Source organism: Polaromonas sp. Polasp52 (assembly GCF_059491565.1).
In genome coordinates, this window is record NZ_CP168513.1 from 4,322,704 (window position 1) to 4,343,632 (window position 20,929).

Annotated in this window: 21 protein-coding genes; 9 read left to right on the forward strand and 12 right to left on the reverse strand. The window is 65.8% G+C overall.

Annotated features, from left to right (window positions below; genetic code table 11):
• Position 1 precedes the first annotated feature (1 nt).
• The 3 genes from ACEN9P_RS20305 to ACEN9P_RS20315 are packed head-to-tail and all read right to left on the reverse strand — an operon-like array spanning position 2 to position 3,597.
• Positions 2-1,372: an FAD-dependent oxidoreductase gene (locus ACEN9P_RS20305; protein WP_495620297.1), complete on the reverse strand. Its 1,371-nt coding sequence runs from the start codon at positions 1,370-1,372 to the stop codon at positions 2-4.
• Between the two features lie 16 nt (positions 1,373-1,388).
• Positions 1,389-2,369 carry a Bug family tripartite tricarboxylate transporter substrate binding protein gene (locus ACEN9P_RS20310; RefSeq protein ID WP_477662948.1) on the reverse strand — a complete coding sequence of 327 codons (981 nt, stop codon included), beginning with the start codon at positions 2,367-2,369 and terminating at the stop codon, positions 1,389-1,391.
• 28 nt (positions 2,370-2,397) lie between these two features.
• The gene (locus tag ACEN9P_RS20315; protein ID WP_495620298.1) at positions 2,398-3,597 is read right to left on the reverse strand and encodes a 3-hydroxybenzoate 6-monooxygenase; all 1,200 of its coding nucleotides are present in this window, start codon (positions 3,595-3,597) and stop codon (positions 2,398-2,400) included.
• Between the two features lie 136 nt (positions 3,598-3,733).
• Here ACEN9P_RS20315 and ACEN9P_RS20320 point away from each other — a divergent pair, with 136 nt between their 5' ends.
• Complete coding sequence (locus ACEN9P_RS20320; protein WP_007870786.1) at positions 3,734-4,177, forward strand: MarR family winged helix-turn-helix transcriptional regulator; 444 nt, start codon at positions 3,734-3,736, stop codon at positions 4,175-4,177.
• A 62-nt stretch (positions 4,178-4,239) separates the two neighbouring features.
• Here ACEN9P_RS20320 and ACEN9P_RS20325 read toward each other — a convergent pair whose 3' ends face one another.
• Genes ACEN9P_RS20325 through ACEN9P_RS20340 form a run of 4 tightly spaced genes read right to left on the reverse strand, consistent with a single transcriptional unit; the run spans position 4,240 to position 7,818 of the window.
• Positions 4,240-4,542: an antibiotic biosynthesis monooxygenase family protein gene (locus tag ACEN9P_RS20325; protein WP_495620299.1), complete on the reverse strand. Its 303-nt coding sequence runs from the start codon at positions 4,540-4,542 to the stop codon at positions 4,240-4,242.
• A 38-nt stretch (positions 4,543-4,580) separates the two neighbouring features.
• Positions 4,581-4,904 (reverse strand): 2Fe-2S iron-sulfur cluster-binding protein, encoded by a 324-nt coding sequence (locus ACEN9P_RS20330; RefSeq protein ID WP_477662951.1) that lies wholly within the window; start codon positions 4,902-4,904, stop codon positions 4,581-4,583.
• Positions 4,905-4,921: 17 nt separating this feature from the next.
• Entirely contained in the window at positions 4,922-6,406 is a 1,485-nt protein-coding gene (locus ACEN9P_RS20335) for a glutamine synthetase family protein (protein WP_495620300.1), read from the reverse strand.
• Positions 6,403-7,818: a Rieske 2Fe-2S domain-containing protein gene (locus ACEN9P_RS20340; RefSeq protein WP_477662953.1), complete on the reverse strand. Its 1,416-nt coding sequence runs from the start codon at positions 7,816-7,818 to the stop codon at positions 6,403-6,405. The genes ACEN9P_RS20335 and ACEN9P_RS20340 overlap by 4 nt, the downstream gene beginning before the upstream one ends.
• 73 nt (positions 7,819-7,891) lie before the next feature.
• Between ACEN9P_RS20340 and ACEN9P_RS20345 the strand changes: the two genes are divergently transcribed.
• A complete protein-coding gene (locus tag ACEN9P_RS20345; protein WP_477662954.1) occupies positions 7,892-8,614 on the forward strand; it encodes a GntR family transcriptional regulator in 723 nt (240 codons plus the stop codon).
• On the opposite strand, the gene ACEN9P_RS20350 is transcribed toward ACEN9P_RS20345, so the two are convergent.
• Complete coding sequence (locus ACEN9P_RS20350; RefSeq protein WP_495620301.1) at positions 8,611-9,864, reverse strand: SGNH/GDSL hydrolase family protein; 1,254 nt, start codon at positions 9,862-9,864, stop codon at positions 8,611-8,613. The two genes, ACEN9P_RS20345 and ACEN9P_RS20350, sit on opposite strands and share 4 nt — an antisense overlap.
• A 23-nt stretch (positions 9,865-9,887) precedes the next feature.
• Positions 9,888-11,090 carry an MFS transporter gene (locus ACEN9P_RS20355; RefSeq protein ID WP_495620302.1) on the reverse strand — a complete coding sequence of 401 codons (1,203 nt, stop codon included), beginning with the start codon at positions 11,088-11,090 and terminating at the stop codon, positions 9,888-9,890.
• A gap of 123 nt (positions 11,091-11,213) precedes the next feature.
• Here ACEN9P_RS20355 and ACEN9P_RS20360 point away from each other — a divergent pair, with 123 nt between their 5' ends.
• Positions 11,214-12,158, forward strand: coding sequence for a LysR substrate-binding domain-containing protein (locus ACEN9P_RS20360; RefSeq protein WP_495620303.1), 945 nt, complete (start codon positions 11,214-11,216; stop codon positions 12,156-12,158).
• Positions 12,159-12,294: 136 nt separating this feature from the next.
• A complete protein-coding gene (locus ACEN9P_RS20365) occupies positions 12,295-12,783 on the forward strand; it encodes an Lcl C-terminal domain-containing protein (RefSeq protein ID WP_477662958.1) in 489 nt (162 codons plus the stop codon).
• Positions 12,784-12,786: 3 nt separating this feature from the next.
• On the opposite strand, the gene ACEN9P_RS20370 is transcribed toward ACEN9P_RS20365, so the two are convergent.
• Positions 12,787-13,821 carry an NADP-dependent oxidoreductase gene (locus tag ACEN9P_RS20370; protein WP_074575281.1) on the reverse strand — a complete coding sequence of 345 codons (1,035 nt, stop codon included), beginning with the start codon at positions 13,819-13,821 and terminating at the stop codon, positions 12,787-12,789.
• Positions 13,822-14,099: 278 nt separating this feature from the next.
• Between ACEN9P_RS20370 and maiA the strand changes: the two genes are divergently transcribed.
• Positions 14,100-14,738, forward strand: coding sequence for a maleylacetoacetate isomerase (maiA, locus tag ACEN9P_RS20375; RefSeq protein ID WP_477662959.1), 639 nt, complete (start codon positions 14,100-14,102; stop codon positions 14,736-14,738).
• Positions 14,739-14,745: 7 nt separating this feature from the next.
• Positions 14,746-15,525, forward strand: a complete 780-nt coding sequence (pgeF, locus tag ACEN9P_RS20380) for a peptidoglycan editing factor PgeF (RefSeq protein ID WP_477662960.1) — start codon at positions 14,746-14,748, stop codon at positions 15,523-15,525.
• An 80-nt stretch (positions 15,526-15,605) separates the two neighbouring features.
• Here pgeF and ACEN9P_RS20385 read toward each other — a convergent pair whose 3' ends face one another.
• Entirely contained in the window at positions 15,606-15,869 is a 264-nt protein-coding gene (locus tag ACEN9P_RS20385) for a hypothetical protein (protein WP_477662961.1), read from the reverse strand.
• A 106-nt stretch (positions 15,870-15,975) separates the two neighbouring features.
• On the opposite strand from ACEN9P_RS20385, the gene phaC reads away from it, so the two are divergent.
• From phaC to phbB, 3 genes are all read left to right on the forward strand, one after another.
• Positions 15,976-17,724, forward strand: a complete 1,749-nt coding sequence (gene phaC / locus ACEN9P_RS20390; protein WP_477662962.1) for a class I poly(R)-hydroxyalkanoic acid synthase — start codon at positions 15,976-15,978, stop codon at positions 17,722-17,724.
• A gap of 70 nt (positions 17,725-17,794) precedes the next feature.
• A complete protein-coding gene (locus ACEN9P_RS20395; protein ID WP_477662963.1) occupies positions 17,795-18,973 on the forward strand; it encodes an acetyl-CoA C-acetyltransferase in 1,179 nt (392 codons plus the stop codon).
• A gap of 141 nt (positions 18,974-19,114) precedes the next feature.
• Positions 19,115-19,852 carry an acetoacetyl-CoA reductase gene (gene phbB / locus ACEN9P_RS20400; RefSeq protein ID WP_007866947.1) on the forward strand — a complete coding sequence of 246 codons (738 nt, stop codon included), beginning with the start codon at positions 19,115-19,117 and terminating at the stop codon, positions 19,850-19,852.
• Positions 19,853-19,935: 83 nt separating this feature from the next.
• Here the strand turns inward: phbB and ACEN9P_RS20405 are convergent, their stop codons facing one another.
• A complete protein-coding gene (locus ACEN9P_RS20405; protein WP_495620304.1) occupies positions 19,936-20,778 on the reverse strand; it encodes a hypothetical protein in 843 nt (280 codons plus the stop codon).
• Positions 20,779-20,929 lie beyond the last annotated feature (151 nt).

A 20,929-nucleotide genomic window follows, 5' to 3' on the forward strand; every position in this document is an offset into this window, starting at 1 on the left:
GTTAAAGATCGCCGTCGTTGTCGAAATACACGCCGTCCCTTGTGAGCAACTGCTGCAGCCGCCTCACGTCGGTCTCTGCAAAACTCAGGCCCGCGCCCGCCACGGCCGCCGCCGTGCCGGCCGCCTGGCCCATCACAAAGCAGCCGCCGCTGGCGCGCGCGGCCGACTGGCCCTCGTGCGTCATCGAGGCGCAGCGCCCGGCCACCAGCAGGTTGGCCAGGCCCTGGGGCACCAGCATGCGCCAGGGCAGCTCGTTGTAGGCGCGGCCCTGCGCGGCGTCGACGTTGCGCGGAAACTGCCAGTCGATGCGGCCGTCGGCATGCAGCTCCATGGGCCAGGCGTTGATGCCTATGGCGTCGTCAAAGCGGGCCGAGGAGAGGATGTCTTCGCCGCTCAGCGCATACAGGCCTTGGATGCGGCGCGTCTCGCGTATGCCGACCTGGGGCGCGATGTCCACGATGGCGGAATCCGCGAAGCCCGGTACCTCATTGCGCAGGAAACGGAAGTATTCGGTGATCTGGCGCCGGCCTTCGAGTTCGCCCTCGCTCAGTTGCCGTGCGTCGGTGGCATCCATGGCCGTGCCCTGGGCGTTGCGGATCTGCGTGACGTTGGCGCGCCATTCGGCCGGGTTCTTCTGCGGCCTGAGGATGGCGCCCTCGCGCGGAAACTTGTAGCGGCCCGGTTCGCGCGCCTGGCTCTCGGCCATCAGCGTGTTGATGGCCTTGAACTCGCCCACGGCCGCCAGCGCGCGCGGCGCATCGACATGGCCGACACGGAACATGGTCGAGGGAAACAGCGCGCTGCCGTGGCCGTCGCCGAGCTCGAAAGGCACGCCCGCGAAGTTCGCCACGTCGGCGTCGCCCGAGCAGTCGATAAAGCGCGTGGCGCGTATGGCCTGGCGGCCGGATTTGGTCTCCACCACCAGGGCGCTGATGCGATCACCCTCCATCACCACGGCCGCGGCCCAGGCATGAAAGAGGATGTGCACGCCGGCGGCCACCAGCAGCTGGTCGGCCGCGCATTTGTAGGCCGACACGTCGTAGGATCGCACGCGTATGCGGCCCTGCATGCCGTCCTGCGGCGCGTTCAGGCCGCCCAGCGTGTCTATGCGCTGCAGCAGCTCGTCGGCAACGCCGCGCACCACCTGCCGCATTTCGCCATTCTTGCGGCCATAGAGGCCCGCGAAATTGGTGACACCGCCGGCTGTGCCCATGCCGCCCAGGAAGCCGTAGCGCTCGACCAGCAAGGTGCGCGCACCATGCCGTGCCGCGCTGACACTGGCGGCCAGACCGGCGGGACCGCCACCCACGACAACGACGTCGTACTCCCCGTAAACGGGCAGGGTGCGCGCGGGTTCAGTGATGGAGGACATGGCTGTTTTCGGTGGCTTATTCAAGTTTGATGCCGCGCGACTGGATGATGCCGCCCAGGATGGCGGCCTCGTCCTTCACGCGGCTTTTAAGGCCGTCGGGCGAGGTGCCCACGGCCTGCCAGCCCTGGTTGAACAGTTTTTGCCGGGTGTCGGCGTCGCGGATGATGCGCGGCACTTCCTGTGCCAGCCGCGCTTGCGCGGCTTTGGAGAGGTTGGCCGGGCCTATCAGCGCCGTCCACACTTCAAGGTTGACCTTGGTCACGCCGGCATCGGCCAGCGGCGGCACCTCCGGCACCAGCGAGGAGCGCCCGCCGGCCAGGCCTATGGCCTTGAGCTTGCCCGCGCGCACATGCGGCATGGCCACGCCGGGCGGGATCAGCGCCATCTGGATCTGGCCGCCCAGCATGGCGGTGACCACCTGCGGGTTGCCGGCAAAGGGCACATGCACGGGGGTGAGGCCGGGCACGCGGCTTTTGAGCAGCTCCATGCCCAGGTGGGCGACCGAGCCGTTGCCGACCGAGCCGTAGTTCCACTGGGCGCCGCCCTGGCGCGCGGCGGTGAAGAAGTCGGCCCCGCCGGGCTCGTTCGCGGGCGCCACCAGCACCAGCGGCGCGGTGGCCAGCAGCGAGATGGGCGTGAAATCTTTGGCGGGGTCGTAAGGTAGCTTGGGATACAGCAGTTTGGCCGAGGTCAGGTTGCCGTTGATGACGACGCCCAGCGTGTGGTCGTCCGTGGCCTTGGCGACCTGGTCGGCCGCGATATTGCCCGATGCGCCGGGTTTGTTGTCGATGACCACCGGCTGGCCCAGCGCGCGGCTCAGTGGTTCGGCCAGGGTACGGGCCGCCATGTCGGGTGTGGAGCCGCCGGGAAAGCCCACGATGATGCGCACCGGCTTCGTCGGCCAGGCGGTGGGGGCCGCGGCCGCGGCGGACTGCGCGCAGGCGGCCAGAAACACGGCGGAGAACACGGTGGAATACACGCTGGCGAAAGGCTTCATCACAACAGTCCCTGAAACTTTAAAAGTGTCATTGGAACAGTTTTGACGGCTCGATTCCGTCGTACATCCACTTCAGGCCCGCGAAGCCCGCGCTTTCGGTGCCGCTCTGGAACATCTGGTTGCGAAGTTCACGCTGTACGCCGGCCGCATGGTAGATATCGCCATAAAAACGCGCGGTCAGCTGCACGCGGCCGGTGCGCAGGTAGCGCTTTTGCTGGTACTTCTGGAACGCTTTTTCCACGTCGCCGCGGGTATGGCGCAGCGCTTCGCGCAAGACCACCGCGTCCTCTATGGCCTGGCCGGCGCCCTGGGCCAGGTACTGCAGCATGGGGTGGGCGGCGTCGCCGAGCAGAGTCACGCGCCTGTCGGTCCAGTTCTTGACCGGCTCGCGGTCGCACAGCACCCACATTTTCCAGGTCTCTATCTTGCCCAGCAGTTCCTTGACCTGCGGGCAGGCTCCGGCGAAACGCTCGTTGAGCTCGGCTGTGTCGCCGAAGGTGTTCCAGCCTTCGTCGTATTTGTTGCTGTGGAACACCGCGACCAGGTTGAACAGCTCGCCGCGGCGCAGCGGGTAGTGCACCAGGTGGGTTTTTTCACCGCCCCAGAGCAGCACGTCGTCGCTCCACAAATGGGCCGGGACATCCTCGCGTTTGAGCACTGCGCGGTAGGCGATGTGGCCGGACACACGGGGCTTGCCATCGCCGACCACGGCCTCGCGGATGCGGCTCCACATGCCGTCGGCGCCTATCAGCGCGCTGCCTTCCACGGTTTCGCCGCCTTCGAGCCGCAGCGTCACGCCGTCCGCCGACTGGTCAAAGGACTCCACCTTGGCGCTGGTGCGCAGGGTGATGCCGGGCTGGGCGCGGCAGGCGTCCAGGAAGACCTGGTGCAGGTCGGCGCGGTAAATCACGCCGTAGGGGAAGCCATAAGTCGCGCGGGCCAGGTCGCCCAGCGGCACACGCACGACTTTTTCGCCGGTGCGCACGTCGTTCATGCCCAGGCCGGCGGGGAAGAAGGCCACGCGGTTGATCGCCTCGGTCAGGCCCAGGTAGTCGAACATGCGGAAGATGTTGGGGCCCAGCTGGATTCCCGCGCCGATTTCACCGAAGCTCGCCGCCTGCTCGAACAGAGTCACGCGGTGGCCGTCCTGGGCCAGCACCATGGCCGCGGCCAGCCCGCCGATGCCGCCGCCCGAGACGAGAAGAGGAAGTGCGGATGTGTGTGCCATAGGTCGGAGGATGGGTGGAAGGCTGAACCAGGGAGGGCTTGGGTCGGACGCCTTTATGATAAGTATACTTATCAATAGGGCGTTTGGTGCCTTGGTAGTTACCCTGAATTGCAAAGTGGGCCGTTAAACTCCGCACATGGCAAAAACATTTAATTTCAGCGAAGCTCCCGGGCACCTGATCCGCCGCGCGCAACAGCTCGCGGTGGCGATTTTCATGGAGGAGACGGCCGGTTTTGATGCCACACCGGTGCAGTTTGCCATCCTGAATGCCTTGATGGACGACCCCGGCGAAGACCAGATCACGCTGTCGGGCCGGGTGGCCTTCGACCCCGCCACCTTCGGCTCGGTGATAGGGCGGCTGGAAGCCAAGGGCTGGGTCAAGCGCGAAGCCGACCCCGCCGACAAGCGCCGCAAACTGCTGTGGACCACGCCCGAGGGCGAAAAAATCGCGCTGCAGATGAAACGCGCCGTCAGCAAGACCCAACAGCGCATCCTGGCCCCGCTGGACGAGAACGAGCGGGTCCAGTTCAACCAGCTGCTGGCCAAGCTGGTCACCGGCCACGAGAACGACGGCCGCTAAGCCGGCACGTCAATAAAAAACGGGGCTTTTCAGCCCCGTTTTTTATTGGATTCGGCGAAATCTCAAGCCGACTTGGCGAGCAGGTCGAAATGCTCCACCGTGGGCGGGCCGGCAAAAAACGGCCCGACGATGGCGCGCCAGTCGGCAAAGGCCGCTGACTGGCGGAAGTCGATGGTGTGGTTTTCCAGCGTATCCCAGAATATCTGCAGGATGTAGCGCTCGGGGCTTTCAATGCCTTTGTTGACTTTGAAACCCTGGAAGCCCTTGGACTTGGAAATCACGTCCCGCAGGCCGCGCTGTATGGCTTCGTCAAAAGCGGCCTGCTGGCCGGGGTGGATGCGGATGTCGGCGAGTTCGAGAATCATGAAAAAACACTCCTTTGCTTCGATGTCTCAGTATTGGCTCAGTATTGGGTCAGCGGCAACTGTACCGTCAACCCGTCCAGCGCCGGTGTGAGCTTGATCTGGCAGCTCAGGCGGCTGGCGGCAGTGCGCGGCGCGGCGGTGAATTCCAGCATGCCCAGTTCCTCGCCGTCGGGCGGCGGCAGGCTGGACGCGAAGGGCTCCTGGACATGCACATGGCAGGTGGCGCAGGTCAGCAGGCCGCCGCAGTCGGCGGCGATGCCGTCTATGCCGGCCGCCACGGCAGCCTCCATCAGGCTTTTGCCGGGCTTGCCCTGCGCCGAGGTGGCACGGCCGTCGGCCGCGATGAAATGAATCGTGATCATGGGTGAGTGTGATGCCGTCAGATGCGGCTGAAGTATTCGCGGCGCTGCCAGTCGTCCTTGTCTTCGGCGCTGTCGTGGCGGCTGATTTCCGCCTGTTTGATGTGCGTGAAGCCGTTGACGAAAGTATCGCCAAAACCCGCCACCAGTGTGGCGTCGGCTTTGACCGCCTCCAGGGCTTCGCCCAGGCTGGTGGGGATTTTCTCGGCGCTGCCGCCATAGGGCGCGTCGGTGGCCGGCGGGGCCTTGAGGCGGCGCGTGATGCCGTCCAGCCCGGCGTGGATTTGCGAGGCCAGATAGAGATAGGGGTTGGCGGCGGGCTCGCCCAGGCGGTTTTCGATGCGCGTGCTGTTGTCGTTGCACTGGCCGACCACACGCAGCATGGCGCCGCGGTTGTCGCGGCCCCACAAAATCGCTTGCGGCGCCAGCGCATTGGGCCGGAATCGCCCGAAGCCGTTGAGGGTGGGCGTGCAAAAAGCCGTCATGCCGCGCGCATGCGCCAGCAGCCCGGCCAGGTAGTGCTCGCCGGTTTCCGAGAGTGTGTATTGCGCGTCGGCCGGCGCGCTGCCGGCGGCCGGGCTGGCGCGCTTGAACAGGTTGGCGCCGGTTGTCAGGTCCACCAGCGACTGGTGCAGATGCCAGCCGCTGGACATGATGTTGGGGAAGGGCGGGCGGCACATAAAGGTCGCGTGGTAGCCGGCGCGCCGCAGCGCCTGTTTCACCGCGCTGCGAAACAGCACCATGTTGTCGGCCGCCGCCAGCGCATCGGTCGCCTCGAACACCGCCTCGACCTGGCTGGGGCCGAGCTCGATTTCCAGCGACAGCAGCGGCAGGCCCAGCGCCTGCGCCGTGCGCTGCACGATGCACAGCGGCTCTTCCGCCATGTCTGCCCACTGCTCGGACAGCAGGTGGTAGCCGGGGTGGATCATGCTCACCTGCGGCGGCAGGCCGGGCCAGCCGGCCAGTTCGGGGTCCAGTTGCGGATTCAGCCCGCCCTCGTTGATGCGGTAGATATGGAATTCGATTTCCAGCCCGCACTTCATGCCGTAGCCGGCCTCGGCCAGCTTGGCCAGCGCGCTTTGCAGCACGCGGCGCGTGTCGAGTGCGACCGGCCTGCCGTCGGGAAACCAGGGCTGGCACTGCAGCCAGCCGGTTTTTTCGGCCCAGGGCAGTTGCTGGAGGCTGGCCGGATCGGCCAGCAGCATCACATTGCCGCCGAATTCAAAACCCGGCAGGCCCGCCGCGCCGCCGGCCTCGAACACCTTGTAGGCGGTGCGGTCGGCCGTGTCCTTGAGCAGCAGCGTGCTGACCATGCCCACGCCGTCGGTCAGGGCCTGCGCCGCGGCGGCCGCCACCAAGGTCTTGCCGCGCAGCATGCCGTGCAGGTCGCACCAGGCAAAACGCACCAGCTCCAGGCCGCCGGCCTCGATGCGCCGCAGCGCCTCGGCCTGGGCGGCTTGCCGCGCGGCGTCGTGCACGCCGCATTGCACCGCGAAGCTGCTCATGGCTGTGTGGCAGTGTCGGCCGAAGCGGTCGAGGGCGCTTTTGCGTCCAGCCAGGGCGCGCCCTCGCGTTTGGCGCGGGCATTTTGCTGCCACCACTGGGCCCATTCGCCGGCGGGGGCGATGCCGTCCACCGTGTCCGGGCCTGTGATCATCGCGGCCTGCGCGGGATCGGCGATGCCGGGCGCCACGCCGCCGTTCTGCACGGTCTCAATCGCCTTGAGCAGCACGCGCCGGTTGGCCATGATGACCTTGTCGGAGGTGGCCAGGTGCTCGCGCGTGCGGTCCTGGATCGCGCCCATGCTTTCCACGGCCCACTGGTCGTGCACATTGATGTCTTCCTCGCCCATGCCCAGGTAGGTGGTGCTCATCTGCTCCTCGGCATTAAAACCCCAGTTGTTGTGGCGGCCGGCCTTGGGGATGTAGTCGGGCAGGGCGATGAACTGCTGGCGCTGCGCGCGCATGCTTTCGCGGTCCAGCGGGCCGGCAAAACTCGTGAAGAAGGTGTACCAGTAGGTGTGGGTGTCGTCCACCGGCACATGCATCTGGGTGATGGTCATGGTCTCCGACAGCGGGATCACAAAGGTGGCCGGAAAGATGGCGTTGGTCACGCGCACGTGGGTGAGCTTGTCGGTCATGGCGCGCAGCGCGGTCAGCTGCATGCCCCAGGGTTTGTTCTCGAAGCTGATGTCGGGCTGGGCGAACTCGCGCATGATGCGCGTCATCGGCCACTGCTCGCCGTCCTTGCTGCCGGCGCTGGCGCTGCGAAACTGTTTGCCGGCCGGGTTCTCGCCGATTTGCTCCAGCGGGTCGTCCTGCAAAAAGCGGTGCAAAAAGGATGGGTGCGCCGGGTCTATGCCCACTTCAAAGGCCTGCAGCCAGTTGGCGTTCCACAAGCCCTTGAAGGCAAAGCTGTGCGTGGCCGGCGCGGTAAAGCAGTCAAACGCGGGGAAGGGTGGCGGCGTGCTGCCCTCGTCGCCCAGCCAGGCAAACAGCACGCCGGCCTTTTCCATCACGGGGTAACTGCGCTGGCGTATGCGCTCGCACAGCTTGCTGCCGGTGGGTTCGGCCGGTGTTTCCAGGCAGCGGCCGTCGGTCGCGAACTTCCAGCCGTGAAAAGGGCAGCGCAGGCCACCGCCTTGTTCCAGGCTTTCGCGCCGGCCGAAGGACAGGTCGGCGCCGCGGTGCGCGCAGTCGCGGTCCAGCAGGCCCCAGGCGCCGGAGGCATCCTTGAACAGCACCAGGTCCTGGCCGAAGAGCTTGAGCGCCTTGACCGGGCGGATTGCCATGCGTGGGTCCAGCGCCGGGTTGAACTCGTCGACCAGCGCGGCGGGCTGCCAGTACTGGCGCAGCAGCTTGCCGCAGGGCGTGCCGGCGGTGATGCGGGTCAGCAGTTGGTTTTGTTCAGCGTTCATGGCGGGGCCTTGTCATGCAGGGTAAATCTAAAAACGGTATCCCAAATTTAAAATTCAGTGTACATTCGCTGCCATGAACTTGCAAGAAACCGTTTTGATGCAGTTGCGCGACTTGATCCTGCGCGGCGAGTTCGAGCCCGGCCAGCGGCTGGCCGAGCAGCAACTGGCCGAGCGCCTGGGCGCCTCGCGCACGCCGGTGCGGGCCGCGCTGGTCACGCTGGAGCAGGAGGGGCTGGTCGAGGCCAACGACACCGGCAAATACCTGGTGCGCCAGTTCACGCCGCGCGAAGTGTCCGACGCCATCGCGGTGCGCGGCCACCTTGAGGGCATGGCAGCGCGCCTGGTGGCCGAGCACGGCGTGTCGCGCCAGCTGCAGCTCGATTTGCAGTCCTGCCTGGACGAAGGCGACCGTGCGCTGGCAGCCAACCCGCTGGGTTATGAGAACTACGCGGCCTATGCGGCCATGAACGACCGTTTCCACGCGCTGATCCTGCAGGCCAGCGGCAACCGCGCCTTGCAGCGCGCCGTCGAACTCAACGACAAACTGCCGTTCGCATCAGCCTCGGCCATGCTGCCCATGCAGTCCACGCTGGAGCAGGACCGCGACTGGATGCATTACGCGCACCGGCAGCACCACATGCTGTTCGCGGCGCTCAAGGCCGGCGAGGGCGCGCGTGCCCAGGCCCTGGCCGTGGAACACACCGAGGTGGCGCAAATGAATATGCGCATGGCACTGGAGCGGCGCGCCGAAACCGAAAGTGTGTTGCCGGGTTTGCGCCTTGTGGTCGGCGGTTAATTCCCCAGCAGCAGCTTGAGGTCTACCGAATCGGCGACGGCCTTGTTACCGGCGTCGCCCAGGTGCAGGTGGTCGCCCGAGTCGTAGGCCGGCAATAGCCTGAGCGGGTTTTGCGGGTCGCGCACCACCGCATCAAAGTCCAGCACCGCGTCGAATTCGCCGCTGCCGCGTATCCACGCATTGATACGCTGGCGCAGCGCGTCTTTCTCGGGGCTGTAGTAGTTTGCGATCGGCGAGCCCGGCATGGTCAATGCCCCTTCAAACGGTGTCAGCGTGGCGCCGGCGATGCGCACGCCGCGGCTGCGGGCCCGGGTGATCAGCTGCCGGTAGCCGGCTATCAGCGCATCGGCCTGCGTGGCCGGCTCCGCAGGTTCAAACGTGCTGCCGGGCCAGCTGATGTCGTTGATGCCCATGAGCAGCACCACGCCGGCCACGCCGGGCTGGCCCAGCACGTCGCGCTCAAAACGCGCCAGCGCATTCGGCCCCATGTGGTTCTTGAGCACCCGCCCGCCAGAGATGCCGGCATTGAGTACGGCCACCTTTTGCCCGGCCAGGCGGTGCGCGAGGAAGTCGGGCCAGCGGCTGTCGCTGCCCGGCGTGGAGGCCGCGCCGTCGGTGATGGAATCGCCAAAGGCCACCACGCTGCGCGTGCCGGGCGCAGCCTCCACCAGCACCGCGCTCAGGAAGAGGCGGCTGTTCACCACGCTGTCGGCTTTCACGCTGGCTGCGCCGGCCACATTGCCCGCCGCGATCTGCGCGGGCTGCAGGCCGTCCCAGTGGATGGTCGTGACCGGCGTGGTTTGCGGAAAGTACAGGCTGACGGCCAGGCGCTGCAGCGCTGCGACCTCCATTGCGACCGGATCGCTGACGATGGGCGCGCCTGCCGGCACGGTGGCCGTGGCCTGGCCCCCGAAGGTCAAGGCCAGGCCGGGGCCGCGGGTGCTGCCCGCGGCGTCGCCTGCCGCCGCGATGTAGGCTGCGCCTATCCGCAGGGGCTGCGTGCCGTATTCGTTGGACAGCACAATGCGCACGCGCGAGCCGCCCACGCCGGCGCGCACGACCTGACGCACCGTCTGGTCACCCAGGCTGGCCGGAAGCCCCAGGGGCAGGGCGAAATCGCCGGCCCAGATGGGCTGGGGGCTGGCCGTCCAGCCTGGAAGCCAGGCGCCATCGGCCGCTTGCGCCGGTGGAGCCAGCGCGGCGCACAGCAAGGCGATGGAGAGGGCGGACTTCAAGGTGCGGAGTTTCATCAAGGTACTCATGGCAATGCCGCTCAGCAGGTGGCGGGAATGGCTTGCGGTTCGGCCTTGTCACGCGACAGGCTGTACAGCGTGACGGCGATGCCCGCGAGCGTGATCAACGCGGCCAGCCAGCTGAGGCCGCCCAGGCCGAAGGTACTGCTCACGACCAGGCCGCCCAGCCAGGCGCCCATCGCATTGCCCACGTTGAAAGCGCCTATGTTGAGGCTGGCCGCCAGGTTCTGGCCTGCGCCGTGGGCTTGCTGCAGCACACGCATCTGCAGCGGCGCCACCGTGGCGAAAGAGGCCACGCCCAACAAGCCGACGAAAAGCACCGTGGCCACCGGCGAGTGCAGCACAAAACCCATGGCGCCCAGCACCAGCGCCGTCGCGCCCAGCGTGACCAGCAGGGACATGCGCAGGCCGCGGTCGGCCAGGCGCCCGCCCAGCAGGTTGCCGATAAAGATGCCGCCGCCGAACACCAGCAGGATGGGCGACACCGCGGCTTCGCTGAAGCCGGTGAGCCGGGTCAGGATGGGCTGGATGTAGGTGAAGATCGCGAACACGCCGGCAAAACCGAAGACCGTCATCAACAGGCCCAGCATGACTTGCGGGCGGGCCAGCCCGGCCAGTTCCTGGCGCAGCGAGGCGCCGCCGTTTTGTGCCGCGCTGCGCGGCACAAACACCGCCAGCACCAGGAAGGCCAGCAGGCCTATCAGCGCCACCACCCAGAAGGTGGCGCGCCAGCCATGGTGCAGGCCCAGCCAGGCGCCGGCCGGCACGCCCAGCAGGGTGGCCAGCGACAGGCCGCTGAACATGATGGCAATCGCCGAGGCCTTGCGCTCGGGCGCGACCAGGCCGGTGGCAACGATGGAGCCCACGCCGAAGAAAGTGCCGTGCGCCAGCGAGGTGATCACGCGCGCGGCCATCAGGCTGGCGTAGTCGGGCGCCAGCGCGCAGGCCAGGTTGCCCAGCGTGAAGATGGCCATCAGCGCCAGCAGCACGGTTTTGCGCGGCAGCTTGCGCGTGGCCAGCGTCAGCACCGGCGCGCCCACCGCCACGCCCAGGGCGTAGCCGGAAATCAGCAGCCCGGCCGAAGCGATGCTGACGCCCAGGTCGGCTGAGACCTGCAGCAACAGGCCCATGATGACAAACTCGGTCGTGCCTATGCCGAAGGAGCCGACGGTGAGGGCCAGCAGGCCTAGAGGAAGTGAGGGAGGTGATTTTTGCGCAGCCATGGAAGTCGCCAGAAAAGTGAGGATGCGGCTAGTGTGGAGACGCAGCGGCATCTTGACTAGAATGGCCTGGAGACAATCATTTGTGAATTCAATTCACAATAATCCAGTCAAAATCACCCCACCATGCCCCGTATAGACGTCAACCGCTCCGGCGAAATGGAGGCCTTTGTCCAGGTCGTGGACAAAGGCGGGTTTTCCGCCGCCGCGCGCCAGCTGTGCATGACGCCTTCGGCCGTCAGCAAGCTGGTGACCCGGCTGGAGGCGCGCCTGGGCACGCGCCTGGTCAACCGCTCCACCCGCAAGCTGCAGCTCACGCCCGAGGGCACGACGTTTTACGAACAAAGCACGCGCGTGCTGGCTGACATGGACGAGGCCGAGCGCGGCGCGGCCGCCGGCGCCATGCCGCGCGGGCGGGTCAGCATCAACGCCAGCATGCCGACCGCGCACTGCCTGTTGCTGCCGCTGGTGCCGGCCTTCCACGAGCGCTATCCCGACATCACGCTGGACATCACGCTGACCGACCGCGTGGTCGACCTGCTGGACGAACGCACCGACGTGGCGATACGCTGGGGCGCGCTCGCCTCGTCCCAGCTGGTGGCGCGGCACCTGGGCGATACGGCGCAGCACATCGTCGGCAGCCCGGCCTATCTGGCGCGCCACGGCACGCCGCGCACGCTGCAAGACTTGGAGGCGCACCAGCGCCTGGCCCACACCTTCAAGCGCAATATGCATTACTGGCCGGTGCGCGTGGACGGCCAGATCCAGCAATTGCCCATCACCGGCTACGCACGCGCGAGCGACGGCGAGGCGCTGCGCCACCTGGTGCTCGCCGGCGCGGGCCTGGCCCGCATGTCCCTGTTCCACATACGCCGCGACCTGGACGCGGGCCGCCTGGTGGCCGTGGCCGAGGACCTCAACCCGGGCGAGCGCGAACCCATCCATGCGGTGTTTGTCGGCCGGGGCGGCCGCTTGCCGGCGCGTGTGCGCGTGCTGCTGGATTTCCTGGTGGAGCAAGTCACGCAGGAAGTGCTCGATGCCGGCGGCGTGGGGCCGGATTACCTGCCGTGACTGCCCGTTGCCGCCCCCCGGGCTCCTAGGTAGTACCCGCTAGGTACAAGCCACTAGATAGCTTTCCCTATGGTTGCCGGCCCTGGACTTGCCTAGCATTCCCATATGGGGCCGCTCCCGGCCATGGAGAATGACTATGCACCGCCTTCCGTTCCGCACCCTCGGATTTGCCTTGTTGCTGCTGTCATCGGCCGGCGCCAGTCTGGCGCAGGATCGCTTCACGCCCTCCGCCGACGGCCAGGAAGTCACCGACAGCCGCACCGGCCTGATCTGGAAGCGTTGCGCCGAAGGCATGGTCTTCAAGGGCAAAACCTGCACCGGTCAGGCGGCTTTCCTGAACCAGCCCGATGCGGCCGCGCGCGCCAAGGCGGCTTCCGGACCGGGGGCCGAATGGCGCCTGCCCATCCTCAAGGAACTCTCCAGCATTGTGTCGGCGCGTGAGGCGGAGGAAAACAAGGCCGCGATAGATCCCAATGCCTTTCCCGCCACGCCGGTGGCCCGCTTCTGGACTTCCAGCAGCACCGGCCCCGGCTATTTCACTTTTGTCGGTTTCAGCGACGGCAGCGCCGGCGAAGCCCCGCGCGCCACCTCCGCCGCGGTGCGCCTGGTGCGCGGCGGGAAGTAAGAACTACTCTTTCGCCACCTGCAGCACCAGCTTGCCGAAGTTTTCGCCGTTAAAGAGCTTGAGCAGGGTCTCGGGGAAGGTATCCAGGCCGACGACCACGTCTTCCTTGCTTTTCATGGTGCCGGCCTTGAGGTAGCCTGCCATCTCGGCCACGCCCACGTGGTAGCGGTCGGCATAGTCAAACACCACGATGCCTTCCATGCGGGCGCGGTTCACCAGCAGCGACAGGTAGTTGGCCGGGCCCTTCACCGGCGTGGTGTTGTTGTACTGGCTGATCGCGCCGCAGATGATGATGCGGGCGCCGCGCGCCAGGCGCGCCAGCACCATGTCCAGGATCTCCCCGCCCACGTTGTCGAAGTAGATGTCTATGCCCTTGGGGCAGTGCTCCTTGAGCCCGGCGCGCACGTCGCCGTTTTTGTAGTCTATGCAGGCGTCGAAGCCCAGCTCCTTGACCACCCAGTCGCACTTGGCCTTGCCGCCGGCGATGCCGATCACGCGGCAGCCCTTGAGCTTGGCGATCTGGCCCACGGTCTGGCCCACGGCGCCGGCCGCGCCCGACACCACCACGGTTTCGCCGGCCTTGGGCAGGCCCACTTCCAGCAGGCCGAAGTAGCCCGTCATGCCGGGCAGGCCCAGCACATTGAGCCAGGACGTCAGGCCCAGGCGCGGGTCTATCTTGAACATGCCGCTGCGCTTGACCTGGTCGGCCGGGATCAGGCAGTACTCCTGCACGTCGAGCGCGGCATTCACATAGTCGCCCACGGCAAAAGCCGGGTTTTGCGAGGCGATCACCTTGCCCACGCCGCCGGCGCGCATCACCGCGCCGATTTCCACCGGCGGGATGTAGCTCTTGGCGTCGTTCATCCAGCCGCGCATGGCCGGGTCCAGCGACAGGTACAAAGTCTTGACAAGCACGCCGCCCGGGCCGGGTTCGGCCACGGGTTCGGTGGTGAAGCTCCAGTTGTCGCGTGTGGGCAGGCCGACGGGGCGGCTGGCCAGGCGAATCTGGTGGTTGCTCAGGCTGGTGATGGCGCTCATGGGGTGTCTCCGCTGTATCTGTTGAGAGGGGTTCGCAGGCATGGTAGCGGCGGGGCGGCCCGGCGTCAGTCGCGCAGGCGATTGCCCTGCCCTGCCACAGGGGGCGCTTGAAGCCACACGAGATGTGCGACGGCTAGGAGGTATTCAATCCAGCCGGGGCCGCGGAACCGGCTTTGCCGGGCCGCAGGCGCAGCGCCCCCTTTCGTGATGAAAGGGGCAGCGAGATGCCGCAGGCTCACGAAGTGACGAGCGTGGGGGCCATCGTTTATGCTTTAGAGATGAAACTCCACAACTATTTCCGCTCATCGTCGTCGTTTCGTGTACGCATCGCGATGGAGCTCAAGGGCCTGAGCTACGACTACATTCCCGTGCACATCGCCAAGGGCGAACACAAGCAGCCGCCGTATGCCGCCCTGGCCGCCGACACCCTGGTGCCGCTGCTCGAAGTCGACGGTGAAAAACTCTCGCAGTCCATGGCCATCATCGAATACCTGGACGAAAAACACCCCACGCCGGCCCTGTTGCCGGCCGACGCGCTGGGCCGTGCCAAGGTGCGTGCGCTGGCCCAGTCGATTGCCTGTGAAATCCATCCCGTCAACAATCTGCGCATCCTCAAATACCTGGTCAAGGAGCTCAAGCTTGACGAGGCGGCCAAAAACGCCTGGTATGTGCACTGGTGCCGCGAAGGGCTGGAGGCCTTTGAACGCCAGCTGGCGCAGTTGCCGCCATCGACCTATTGCTACGGCAACACGCCCACCCTGGCCGACTGCTGCCTGGTGCCGCAAATCTTCAATGCCAAGCGCTTTAATGTGAGCTTTGACGGCCTGCCGCGCACCATGGCCGCGTTTGACGCCTGCATGGCGCTGCCGGCCTTCCAGAAGGCCCAGCCTTCGGCTTGCCCCGACAACGAGGCTTGATCTGCCTGTGCATGCGGATTGGCTGATTCCCGACTGGCCGGCACCCGCCGGTGTGCGTGCGGTGTTCACCACCCGGGCGGGCGGCCTGTCGGCCGCGCCTTATGACAGCCTGAACCTGGGCGACCATGTCGGCGACCTGCCGGCCAGGGTCGCGGCCAACCGCGCCTTGTTGCGCCAGGCCCTGGGCGGCCGCGCGGTTTTTCTGCAGCAGGTGCATGGCAATGAAGTGCTGGCGCTCGACGCCGCTACCGACGACGGCTTGCAGGCCGATGCGTGTGTGACGAAAGAAGCCGGCATCGCCTGCACCATCATGGTGGCCGACTGTCTTCCTGTTTTGTTGGCTATTGCGGATGGTGTGACGGTGGCTGCCGCGCATGCGGGCTGGCGTGGACTGGCGGGCGGCAAAAATGGAAGAGGCGTTCTTGAATCGGTGCATACCGCGATGGGCGCCGATGCGGACACCGTGGCATGGCTGGGCCCGTGCATAGGGCCCTCGGCCTTTGAAGTCGGCCCTGAAGTCAAAGCCGCATTTGAAGCCGCGCAATCCGAAGCCGGCCGCCTGTTCAAACCCACCGGTTCGGGCAAATACCTGGCCGACCTGCCTGGCCTGGCGCGGCTGCGTCTCCATGCGCTGGGTATCACCCGGATCTACGGCAATGACGGCAGCGATGCCTGGTGCACCGTGCGCAATCCCTCGCGGTTTTTCTCGCACAGGCGCGATGCCGGCCCCGCCGGCAATGGCTTTGGCACAACGGGACGCATGGCAGCCTGCATCTGGCGCGATTGAAGCGCTGCCTTATCCGCTGTGCGGCCGCATGCGTATGCCACTTTTTGGTGCGATCGACCCGGCGTATGGGCGCGCAGTTCTCAGCCCTTCGGTGCTTCTTCCGCAGCGTTCTCGCGCGGTGAATCCTTTGCTGCAGTTTGCTGCAGGCGTTCCTGCTCCGCGCGTTTTTTGAGCGCCTTGCTGCGCGCGGGAGCGCCCATCAGGTAAACCACCAATGCCACAGGACCCAGTCCATAGAGTACAAAGGTAACCACAGCCCCGAGGACCGTACCGTTGCTGTTTGTCGCTTCGGCAACGCTCATCATGAGCACAACGTAAATCCAGGCGATGACAACCAAATACATAAATACTTGAAACTGGGCGTGCAGTCGGAAATTTTTAAAGCAAATCCTACGATACTGGTGGTGTGCTCAAAAGAGTCACCGAGACTCAACATGATCGGGGATATAAATGGATTCTGACGCAAACCGGGCCCAGGCGGCCCGTCAGATGCAAGAGACTTTTGCCGCGGGCCTGCAACAGGCCATGGGGGCCATGGCAAGCGGCATGCCGGCGGGCTTTGGTTTTCCCAACGGCGTGAGTGGCGCGAACGGTGCTCAGGGCCAGCCCCTGCTGCAGTTCGACCCGGCCAAGCTCCAGGAACTGCAGCAGCGCTACATCGCGGATGCCTCGGCCCTCTGGAACCAGGGCCTGCAGGACGGTGCCGACACCCTGGTGGCCTCGGACCGCCGCTTTTCCAATGAAGCCTGGAAAGCCAACCCGGTCTCGAAATTTTCCGCTTCCACCTATTTGCTCAATGCCCGCACCCTGATGGAACTGGCCGACGCGGTGCAGGCCGACGCCAAGACGCGCGCGCGCGTGCGTTTTGCCGTCGAACAATGGATGGCGGCCACCGCGCCCAGTAATTTCCTGGCGCTCAATGCCGAGGCTCAGCAAAAAGCCATCCAGAGCCAGGGCGAAAGCATTGCCCAGGGCATCACCAACCTGCTGCACGACATGAAGCAGGGCCATGTGTCCATGACCGACGAGCGTGTGTTCGAGGTCGGCAAGAACGTCGCCACCACCGAAGGCGCGGTGGTGTTCGAGAACGAATTCTTCCAGCTGCTCGAATACAAGCCGCTCACGGCCAAGGTCTATGAAAAGCCCTTTTTGCTGGTGCCGCCCTGCATCAACAAGTTCTACATTCTTGATTTGCAGCCCGAGAACTCGCTGATCCGCTACGCGGTCAGCCAGGGCCATCGCACTTTTGTGGTCAGCTGGCGCAACCCCGACGAGTCCATGGCCGGCAAGACCTGGGACGACTACATCGAGCACGCCGCCATCAAGGCCATCGAAGTGGTGCAGGACATCACCGGCGCCAAAACGCTGAACGCCTTGGGCTTTTGTGTGGGCGGCACCATCCTGGGCACGGCGCTGTCGGTGCTGGCCGCGCGCGGCAAAAAACCGGTGGCCAGCGCCACCTTGCTGACTTCCTTCCTGGACTTCACCGACACCGGCATCCTGGACATCTTCATCGACGAAACCTCGGTCAAGTACCGCGAGGCCGAGATGGGGCAGGGCGGTTTGCTCAAGGGCCAGGACCTGGCTTCCACCTTCAGCTTTTTGCGGCCCAACGACCTCGTCTGGAACTATGTGGTGGGCAACTACCTCAAGGGCGAAACGCCGCCGCCCTTTGACCTGCTCTACTGGAACAGCGACTCCACCAACCTGCCCGGGCCTTTTTACGCCTGGTACCTGCGCAACACCTATTTCGAGAACAACCTCGTCAAGCCCGGCAAAGCCGTGGTCTGCGGGCAGAAGGTCGACCTGCGCAAGGTCGACATCCCGGTCTACCTCTACGGCTCGCGCGAAGACCACATCGTGCCCATAGGTGGCGCTTATGCTTCCACCCAGCATTTGCCGGGCCCCAAGCGTTTTGTGATGGGGGCTTCAGGCCACATCGCCGGCGTGATCAACCCGCCGGCCAAGAAAAAACGCAGCTACTGGACCCGTGACAAGCTGCCGCAGGGCAAATTCCCGGCCACCCAGGCCGAATGGCTCAAGGGCGCGACCGAGCACCCCGGCAGCTGGTGGACGGACTGGTCGGACTGGCTCACAGGCCATGCCGGCAAGCAGGTCGCAGCGCCCAAGGCCTACGGCAGCCGCAAATACACCGTCATAGAGCCCGCGCCGGGCCGCTACGTCAAGGCCAAGGCCTGAGCGCCGGCACGCGCGGCCCTGTCATCACAGTTTAAAAACCACTCCAGAAACTTCAAAAAGGGAACACATCATGGAAGACATCGTTATCGTTGCAGCCGGCCGCACCGCGGTGGGCAAATTCGGCGGCTCGCTGGCCAAGATCCCCGCGACCGAACTCGGCGCGGCCGTCATCAAGGGCGTGCTGGAGCGCTCCGGCCTGAGCGCCGAGCAATTGGGTGAAGTCATCATGGGCCAGGTGCTCACGGCCGGCGTCGGCCAGAACCCGGCGCGCCAGTCCGTCATCAAGGCCGGTTTCCCCAACGGCATCCCGGGCCTGACCATCAACGCGGTCTGCGGTTCTGGCCTCAAGTCGGTCATGCTCGCGGCCCAGGCCGTGGCCACGGGCGACAGCGAAATCGTGATCGCCGGCGGCCAGGAAAACATGAGCGCCGCGCCGCACGTGCTCAACGGCTCGCGTGACGGCCAGCGCATGGGCGACTGGAAGATGGTCGACTCCATGATCGTCGACGGCCTGTGGGACGTCTACAACCAGTACCACATGGGCATCACCGCCGAGAACGTCGCCAAAAAATACGGCATTGACCGCGCCGCGCAGGACGCGCTGGCCCTGGCCAGCCAGACCAAGGCCGCGGCCGCGCAGGACGCCGGCAAGTTCAAGGACGAAATCATCCCCGTCACCATTCCCCAGAAGAAGGGCGACCCGGTGGTGTTCGCCGCCGACGAGTTCATCAACCGCAAGACCAGCGCCGAAGGCCTGGCCGGCCTGCGCCCGGCCTTCGACAAGGCCGGCGGCGTGACGGCCGGCAATGCCTCGGGCCTGAACGACGGCGCCGCCGCCGTGATGGTCATGACGGCCAAAAAGGCCGCCGCGCTGGGCCTGAAGCCGCTGGCGCGCATTGCCAGCTACGCCACCACCGGCCTGGACCCGGCCTACATGGGCATGGGCCCGGTGCCGGCCTCGACCAAGGCGCTGCAGCGCGCGGGCTGGAAAGCCCAGGACCTGGACCTGCTCGAAATCAACGAAGCCTTCGCGGCCCAGGCCTGCGCGGTCAACAAGGAAATGGGCTGGGACACCAGCAAGGTCAACGTCAACGGCGGCGCCATCGCCATCGGCCACCCGATTGGTGCGTCCGGTTGCCGCATTCTGGTGACGCTGCTGCACGAGATGGCGCGCCGCGACGCGAAAAAAGGCATCGCCAGCCTGTGCATAGGCGGCGGCATGGGGGTAGCCCTGACCCTGGAGCGCTGAGCCCGGGGTCACAATGCTCCAACCGGCACACATCCTGCATACGCAGTGATCGCAGCCATGGCACGCGTTGGGACATTCAACGGTTTTCAGGCAGTTAAAAAGCGTTAAAGACAGTTCACAAAATCAATCAAGGAGATCGCAATGGCAAAAAAAGTAGCGTACGTCACGGGCGGCATGGGCGGCATTGGAACCGCCATCTGCCAACGCCTGGCTAAAGACGGTTTCACGGTGATCGCGGGCTGCGGCCCCACGCGCGACTATGCCAAGTGGCTCGATGAGCAGAAGGCGCTGGGCCACACCTTTTACGCCTCGGTGGGCAATGTCGGCGACTGGGACTCCACCGTCGCGGCCTTCGACAAGGTCAAGGCCGAGCACGGCCCGGTGTCGGTACTGGTCAACAACGCCGGCATCACGCGCGACGGCCAGTTCCGCAAGATGAGCAAGGCCGACTGGGACGCGGTGATTTCCACCAACCTCAACAGCATGTTCAACGTGACCAAGCAGGTCATCGAGGGCATGATTGAAGCGGGCTTCGGGCGCATCATCAACATCTCCTCGGTCAACGGCCAGAAGGGCCAGTTCGGCCAGGTCAACTACTCCACCGCCAAGGCCGGCCTGCACGGCTTCACCATGGCGCTGGCGCAGGAGGTCGCGGCCAAGGGCGTGACGGTCAACACCGTGAGCCCGGGCTATATCGGCACCGACATGGTGAAAGCCATCCGCCCCGACGTGCTCGAAAAAATCGTCGCGGGTGTGCCGGCCAAGCGCCTGGGCCAGCCCGAAGAAATCGCCTCCATCATTGCGTGGATCGCGTCCGAAGAAGGCGGCTATGCGACCGGCGCGGACTTCTCGCTCAATGGCGGCCTGCACATGGGCTGATCGCCTTCCAGGCGCTTGGTAAAAAACCCGCCTCGGCGGGTTTTTTTTATGGCTCAGCGCAAAGAAGGAGGGACGCGAAAAACTCAGGGCAGAGGCTCGAAAGAAACATAACGTCCCTTCACGTCCAGCACGGTGCCGGGCTTCTCGGCCGCTTCGGCCGCCTGCTGGAATCCCAACGACAGGAAGATGCCGTGTTCCGGCAGCCAGACATAGTCCGAGCGGCGCTCGGCGGCCTGCTCGCTGGCATGGCTGGTGCAATTGACCCTGGCGTAGGAGCCGGTGAAGCCGGTGCCGATCGCTGAACCGTCCACCTGCCCGGAACGCTCGCAGTGCCGGCTGCTCTGGTAGCGCGTGGTCTGCAGCGTCAGGCTCTTGCCGTCGGTGTCGGACAGCCTGTCCATGGTGAGGTCCAGCTTCCATGCGGCTGCGTCGGGCGTTCCGCCTTCCTGCGTGCTTTTGAGGGCTTGCACCGAGTCGTTGTACCAACCGACCCGGCCCATCAGGTCGTGCACCAGCGGCGCGACTTCGCGGCTGCGCGTGTGCACCGAAAACAGGTTGCGAAACAGCACGTAGCGCTCCTGGTAGACCACGCTGCGGCCCCCCAGGTCGAACCAGTCGTCCTGGCGCATGACCAGTCCGTTTCCCATGGGTTGCAGGGTCACGCGAATCTCCACTTCCAGCTGGCCGGACGGCGAGGAATAGCTGCGCCGGGTGGCGTACTTGAATGAGCGCGTGACGGGTTTGCCAAACGAAGGGTCCAGCGCGGCCGCGTTGGCGACCACCTGGGGCGAAAGATCCGAGAGCGCCAGCGGCTGGTAGGGATGCAGGTAGGCGATCACCGCCAGCGCCAGGGCGATCAGCGTCAAGGGCGCCCACCAGTAGCCTATCCACCGATTTCGTTTGACGGAAGACGTGGGGTTCGGCATGCGGCCATTGTAGGCATGGGCCTGCGGCCGGGCCCCTGGTTTTACCCTCAATGCAAGCGCTTCAACGCTGCCGTCCCGGGGCCTGCTGGGGCCAGCCCTCGCAAACATCCCGCGGGTGCGTGGGGATTTGGCAGCTGGGCGCCCAGGCAAC